Here is a 6,350-nt window from a genome sequence, read left to right on the forward strand (position 1 = left end):
GGTGTTGGTATTACCGCTCCAGCAAGTGCTTGCCCGTATAGGCATCGAACTTGGCCCAGCCAAACTTGAGGCGGCGGTGTTCGGGGGCGGTTTGTTCCCACATTTGCAACCAAGTGCGGGCTCCGTCGGGTATCCCTTTGGCCAGCATGAGGTCGGCGTAGGTTTCGCAAAAGGCGCTAAATTCCTCGACGTGGAAGCGGTCGCGGGTCATAAAAGACTTCAAAATGGCCTCCGCTGCCTCTAGATCGTCCTCCCGCATGTGCACCCTCACCTGGGACATGGCCGCCATCACGTAGTCGGGAAAGCGTTGATGGATCTCGGTCACCAGGGCTTCAGCGTCTTGGTCGCGGCCCTGGACTTGGTAGGCGGCGGCGAGGTTGTTGTACAAATCGGGGGAGTCTGGCTCAGCGGCGATGGCTTTGTGCAGCAGTTCTTCGGCCTGCTGGGCGGTGGCTGGGGTCTGCTTACGCAGGAGTTTGATGGCTTGCGTCAACCACTGCCCCACCCGCTTACCGTGGTTGTAGGCCACCTCGTGATGGATTTCAAAGTCCATCAGGGTGGTTGTTTCCCAGGCTCCGCTGCGCCATAGGGTAACGTTCTGTTTGTCGATCAGCTTAGCCTGGGAGGCCAGGACAGCCGCCCGGTGGCGTAGTTCATCGGGGCCATTTTGGCCGAGGGCAAAGTCCTTCAGCGCAGCTAATAGACCGGGATGCTTCACCTGATCGGCGGTGAGCACGATGAACTGCTGCCCCATTGGCCCACCCCGTTCAGCAATGCGGGGCAGCATGGCCACAAAATCGGGATGGTGATCGAGAAACTGGGTCAGATCCGAGATCAATCGCTGACCCCGGCTGGCCCGTCTGACCGGAGCCACCGTTTGTCGAAAAGCCTCCATCGTGGGCGGCAGCAGCCATTGTTCCCAGGAGAGCGGCCAAGCCCCATGGCGCTTCCCCACGGGTAATCGCAAATCTGCCAGGTTAGCCTTGGCCAGCTCAAAGTGGGGGTCGTGGTTGAGCAAGTCTTGCCACAGGGTTTTGGCGCGTTTGATCTTTCCGGTGCGGGCTAGGGCCACGGCCACCCAGTGGTAGAACAGGGAACTGGGACGGGGGGGATCCGAGGCATCCTCCGGGTTAGGGGTTTCCTGATGTGTCCCGGATGCCGTTGGGGCGTCCTGGTTGAGGGCATCTCCCCCTTGGCTCAGAAAGTCCTCAAATAGGGCCACCACCCCTGGATCATCGGCCAGCAGGGTGAGGGCTTCGGCCTTTTTCGTCCAGCCATCCCAGGCCTCGGCATGGCTGGCTTGCAGCCGTTCGGCATAGGGGCGGGCCTGTTCGGGGTGCTGGGTGAGGGCATAGAACCGCACCAGGTTGGCCAGAGCGTGGATATTGTCTGGCTGTTGGTCGATTACTCGCTGGGCCTGGGCAATGGCGGCGTCCACCTCCCCCTCGGCCCAATGCAGCAGGGACAGGTTATTTTGGGCGGGCAGAAACTCAGGGTGACGCTCGATCACCGCTAGGGTGGCCTCCCGTGCATCGCCATAGTCACCCCGTTCTAGGCAAGCTTGGCCGCGCTCGTGGAGGACGGCAATGTCTAACCCGTTGGCTTCGGTGAGGCCCATATCCACCAGGGTCTCGTCTAGCAACGGCGCTAGATCGGTGATCATCCGCTGGGCCTCGGTGGCCATTTCATGATTTGGATCCAGGGCCAACCCCTGCCGCAAGGCCTGTAGCGCCAACATCGGGCGGATATTCGCCATGCAGGCCGCCCCCAGGGCAAAGGAGTGATCGGCGTTGGTGGGGTCGAGGGCAACCAGTTTCTCCATTGCCCGTTGATAGCGAACCATGTCGTTCATCTCAAGGCTGGCGTAGGACAGGGCTTGCCACACCGGCTTGGACTGGGGGAATTGCTCACTGAGATCCGCCAGCCTTTCCATGGCCTCAGCCCCCTGCTTCCGCCGCATCAAGCCCTCGGCCCGCTGAAGCTCCTGGGCCAAATTAACGCGGCCAAATCCCGCTGGGGCCACCTTCGCAAGGCTCTTTTTTCGCTTAACCATGGCACATGTTCCCTCTCAACTGAATCCATGCAATCTTGCCATGTATGGTAGATGATCGGATTTGGCATTATACGCCAGTCAACGGCACTGGCAGATTGAGAAGGCGTGGCATTGGGTCAAGGCTGTCACCGTCGAGAGGGATGGATTTTGACCGGGGATCGATCTCGATAGGGGTGGGCGGATTATCATGGACAAGGTCTAGCCTTGAGTCTCTGGCGCTGAGGGCATGGATAGTCGCCATGCCCCCCCGATGTCTAATCTGCCAAGCCGCAGGGGCGAGGTCTCTTGAACCGCTGATACCGGAAGCCAGTCGGATTTTCGATAACCGCCTATCCCCCACCCGCCACGACCTCCTATCGACGAGAACCCCCATGGGCACTTGGGTTAAACAGACCAACCAGGCGATTTATCTGATGTCCGGGAATACCTACCTGGAGGTCATTCCCAAGCGCCCCTCCTCCACCAACCCCAAGGAGCAGGTGGCCAATGTGTCGGCAATGAAGGGGTGGTTTGCCCGTGGGGATCGGCCCAGGGGGATGACCTTCTCCATTGGCACGGGGGATCCAGAACCGCAGCCTACGCCGCCACCATCGGGGGAGGGGCTGGTGATTCCTGATAACAATCAGATCCTGATCACTAGCGACACGTTTTTGAAGCTTCGGCCCGTGCAGTCTAGTGGGCTGACCTCCTCCGAAAAGGTGTGGGTGCGGCGAGGCACGCAATTGGCCCTGCGCTACTACGCCGAGGGCGGCAGCGACCACTGGCGGGTGGAACTGGCGGAACCCCTGGGCGACGGCAGCCGTACCCTGTGGTATGTCTACAGCCTCCATGCCCGCCTAGGCACTGAGGCCACCCTCACCATTACCCGCGACACCCTGTTTAAGCAAGAACCCAAGCCCTCCACCAGCCTGCCCAACCATGCCAAGGTGTTTGTGAGCGAGGCCCAGACCTTCAAGCTAAAATCCTTTCGTCCGGCGGTGGATAATCACACCCTGATTGAACTGGCCGATACCACCCTTGGCCCCAGCAACGAGACCCTATGGTTCGTCTACAATCTGCACGCCAGCGCCAGTACGGGCGGCGGCGAAATTCCCCGTCCCCACGATGGTCTTCAGGTGCAGACGGTGCGGGACACGGTGTTTACCCTGCGGCCAGAACCGCCGGAACCCTTGCCGGAATCGCAAAAGGTGGCGGTGCCCAGGGGGCAGGTGTTGAACATTCAGTATTACATCGACCAGGGCAGCGATCTTTGGCTGATTGACCTAGTGAAGCCGGACTTGGGCGATGGGCAGAATACCCAGTGGTATATCAACACCCAAGACACCAAGCTGATTTCCAACATCACCCTAACGGTGCTGACCAATACGGTGTTCAAGGCCGAGCCGATAGCCTCCTCAGAACTGGCCCCGGAGGACAAGGTTTCCATTCCGGCCCAAACCCAGTTTGCCCTGATTGGCCACCTGCCAGCGGCGGGCAACCATGCCAAGGTGCGCCTTGCCGACACCAGCCTGGGCGAGGACGAGGTAGACACCTGGTATGCCTACAATCCCCATGTACGGATTGTGGGCCAGCGGCAACTGCTCCAGGTGCGGGGGGATACGGTGTTCAAAACCAGCCCCGCCCTATCGAGCGAGCTACCAGAAACCGATAAGGTGCTGGTGAAATCCAACACGGTGCTGGAAATTAGCTCCTACGCCCAGCCGGAGAAAAACCATGTGCGGGTAGCTTTTAAGGGAGCGTTTCTGGGTTCCCAAAACCGCAATACCTGGTTCTGCTACGTGCCGGATATCTACATCGTCGGCACCGAAATTGGCAATAACCCCACCGACCAAGCGCCGCCCCCGTCGCCCTCCGGCAGTCGCGGCATTGCCCTCCAGTTTCCGGGCTTTACGGGTACCTATTACTCCAACGACCCGATTTACTGGACAACCCAGCATGGCGAACGGGGAAATTTCACCTGGGGGGAAGCCCTCCATGTCAACGCCAGCACCGGGCAGTATCGCCGCCCCACCAGTGCTGAAGTCATCTACGGCATTCTGCGGATTGCCAAGGCGTTGGAGGACATTCGTAAACGCTACGGCAGGCCCGTGATCATCACCTCCTGGTACCGCGACCCGGCCACCAATGCGGCGGTGAATGGGGCGTCCCAGTCGCGCCATTTGCTGGGGGATGGGGTGGATTTCGTCGTTTCCGGTCGCCATCCCTACGATGTCTATGCGGATTTGGATAGCTGGTGGGGCAATCAGGGCGGCTTGGCCAGCTCCCGATCCTTCACCCACATGGATGCCAGGGGCTATCGTGCCCGGTGGAACTATGACGGCACTGGCCCCACCCAGGAGGAGGGTTAACCATGGGCACCTGGATTAAAGAAACCGATGTAGCCATGTACCTGATGCAGGGCGGCGTGTGGATTTCCCGCATCACCAAAACCCCCTCGGCGGCGAACCCCAAGGAAAAAGTGGCCGACATCACCGGAATGGAAGCCTGGTTTGCCCGCGCCGATGCCCCCACCGCCATGACCATCTCCCTCGGCACCGGAGCCCCGGAACCAGACCCCTGGCAGCCGCCTCCGGTAACGGGGCAAATCAACGCCGAAGGGCTAGCCCTGATCAAACATTTTGAGGGACTGCGAACCACCGCCTACCAAGATTCTGTCGGCGTGTGGACGATTGGCTATGGCCACACCAGCATGGCTGGCCCCCCAACGGTCTACCCCGGCATGACCATCACCACCGCCCAGGCCGAAGCCATCCTTCAGCAGGATGTAGAGGTCTTCGAGCGGGGGGTCTCCCAGGCGCTCACCATCGCCACCACCGAAAACCAGTTCTCGGCCATGGTGTCCTTTGCCTTCAATGTGGGCCTCAGCGCCTACCGCAACTCCACCCTGCTCCGCAAACACAATGCCGGAGACTTCGCAGGAGCCGCCAACGAATTCCCCCGCTGGATCTACGCCGAGGGCCAAGTGCTACCCGGCCTAGTACGCCGCCGCGAAGCCGAACGCACCCTCTACCTCAAACCCTAACCCCTGATTGACGGACAAAACTTGCTAGCACCCAGATCCATTAAAGGGTCAGGAGACCTGCCCCCTACATTACCCAAACGCTGTAGGGAAGAGGTTTCCTCGCCCGGTGCAGGATCTTTTGCCAGTCAATCAGCCTTGCCCCAGGCAGTCTAGTAGACTTGTTGCGAAATAGCGGAAAAGTAGACAACTATAAGCATTGCCCATGGATCCCTTCCCCGCCCTCGGTTAAGCGGCCATCAGAAAACCCCTCAAGACTTGTCACTTTCCGCTGCGGTAGCACCATCTTTTTCCCCAACGCCTCCGCTAACCAGGGGTGAAGGCGATGCATCCAACGATTCCCCTGGGAACGGTCGAGATCAAATAGAACGCCCCCCAAAGCAAAGGTGGGATACACCTTGACATAAAACACGATGAAGAACAACTGGGCCTCGACCGTCGCTAAGATCGGGCCCCCGCCGCCCCCTGAAGGGGTAAGGGACTCCGTTGCGGCACCTCCGTTGTCGCCAGTACCCCCGCAAAGGTCGATTTAAGCTCCTCAAAGGCTTTACGGTTCAACCCCGTCAAGGCACGGAGCCGTCGGTCATTCTGGAGGGCGCGTTGGACGTCCAGAATGGTACAACGGGGTTCGCTCGCTTCAGGAGCTATTATCGCTCAATTTCGCAACAAGTCTAAGGAAAACTCTTAAACGCTCCATCTGATACAAGACAATAGAGAATTACTTCTAACTTAATTTCATATTTAACTAATTAGTCCTTGTGATCGAGCCATAGCATCATTCAGAACTACGACAGAGGTTGGTGATAAATTCCAGGTTTTTACTGTGCAATGGAGTGCTTTCTTGAGTGTATCTTATAGCGGTGGAAGCCATTCTTCTTGATGAGCATTGATAACCAATATCAATCTAAACTTTGTTGTTTCTAGATCAGCTACTTGAAATGGTTCAGGCAATTCTCCATAGGTGGAATGTCGTTTTAAGCAAGTTGCTACAGTCAAAGTGACGGCACTGGTTCGTTAAAGTAGGAGGGCTTCAAAGCCCCTAGAATTGAGCAATTCAGCCATTGAGATGGGGCGGGTTGTGAAGCCCATGGCCATCGCGGGGGGCTGCTTGCCCTGGAGTCCCCAGTGGGGGCGTACCCAATTATGGATCAACCACTGAACGTCCAAACTACGCTGTAAGCCCTCGGTAGTCTTAGCATAGAGGTTTTGGCGGCGGCGGTAGGCACTACACCGTCGCCGGAGGGCCGCATTGTTCGCCTCATTATGGTTTGCGTGGAC

General features: G+C 58.6%; 3 protein-coding genes and 1 pseudogene. 2 read left to right on the forward strand and 2 right to left on the reverse strand.

The window, feature by feature from the left end; all coding sequences use genetic code 11:
- Nucleotides 1-10 precede the first annotated feature (10 nt).
- The gene (locus H6G62_RS17520) at nt 11-2,053 is read right to left on the reverse strand and encodes a tetratricopeptide repeat protein (protein WP_190497462.1); all 2,043 of its coding nucleotides are present in this window, start codon (nt 2,051-2,053) and stop codon (nt 11-13) included.
- Between the two features lie 371 nt (nt 2,054-2,424).
- Between H6G62_RS17520 and H6G62_RS17525 the strand changes: the two genes are divergently transcribed.
- Both H6G62_RS17525 and H6G62_RS17530 read left to right on the forward strand, forming a co-directional pair.
- Nucleotides 2,425-4,401, forward strand: coding sequence for a D-Ala-D-Ala carboxypeptidase family metallohydrolase (locus H6G62_RS17525; RefSeq protein WP_199325082.1), 1,977 nt, complete (start codon nt 2,425-2,427; stop codon nt 4,399-4,401).
- A 2-nt stretch (nt 4,402-4,403) separates the two neighbouring features.
- Nucleotides 4,404-5,075, forward strand: a complete 672-nt coding sequence (locus tag H6G62_RS17530; protein WP_190497464.1) for a lysozyme — start codon at nt 4,404-4,406, stop codon at nt 5,073-5,075.
- A 1,011-nt stretch (nt 5,076-6,086) separates the two neighbouring features.
- Here the strand turns inward: H6G62_RS17530 and H6G62_RS17540 are convergent.
- A pseudogene (locus tag H6G62_RS17540) lies at nt 6,087-6,350 on the reverse strand (IS1 family transposase); the annotation flags it as partial.

It is taken from the genome of Phormidium sp. FACHB-1136, assembly GCF_014697375.1.
In the GTDB taxonomy this organism is placed as follows: Bacteria; Cyanobacteriota; Cyanobacteriia; order Phormidesmidales; family Phormidesmidaceae; genus Nodosilinea.

Bases quoted from the DNA above. Each gene is read 5' to 3' on its own strand.
- H6G62_RS17520 (WP_190497462.1), bottom strand. From the start codon at position 2,053: ATGGTTAAGCGAAAAAAGAGCCTTGCGAAGGTGGCCCCAGCGGGATTT.
- H6G62_RS17525 (WP_199325082.1), top strand. From the start codon at position 2,425: ATGGGCACTTGGGTTAAACAGACCAACCAGGCGATTTATCTGATGTCC.
- H6G62_RS17530 (WP_190497464.1), top strand. From the start codon at position 4,404: ATGGGCACCTGGATTAAAGAAACCGATGTAGCCATGTACCTGATGCAG.